Genomic DNA, 266 nt, shown 5'->3' with positions numbered 1-266 from the left:
AAGTAAACTCAGCGTTTTTGCTCAAATTGCCATATGTGCTTTTTTAGGAATTTTCTCGCTATTCTTTTTTGAGACTATTGCCTATAACCACGGCGCTGCGGCCAATGTGGTAGTGGTACTCATGGCTTCGGCTGCCATCTCTGCCCTATTTTTTGGTCGATTCATTTTAAAAGAAAGTATCTACATTCATTCGCTTATTGGAACATTATTGGCGGTTGCTGGGATTAGCATTATTTCGTGGAAAGGTGAAAATAGCCTTTTAATGC

At 39.8% G+C, this 266-nt stretch carries 1 protein-coding gene; it reads left to right on the top strand.

Going from position 1 to position 266, the window contains the following annotated elements; genetic code table 11:
* Positions 1 to 266, top strand: a 266-nt coding sequence (locus QCD69_RS22590) for an EamA family transporter (RefSeq protein WP_301253582.1), incomplete at both ends; no start/stop codon positions are given.

The sequence above is a fragment of the Erwinia sp. PsM31 genome, from assembly GCF_030433775.1.
Taxonomy (GTDB): Bacteria; Pseudomonadota; Gammaproteobacteria; order Enterobacterales; family Enterobacteriaceae; genus Erwinia; species Erwinia aeris.
Note: the sequence above shows the minus strand (reverse complement) of the source record. Positions and strands in the feature narration are given on the sequence as shown.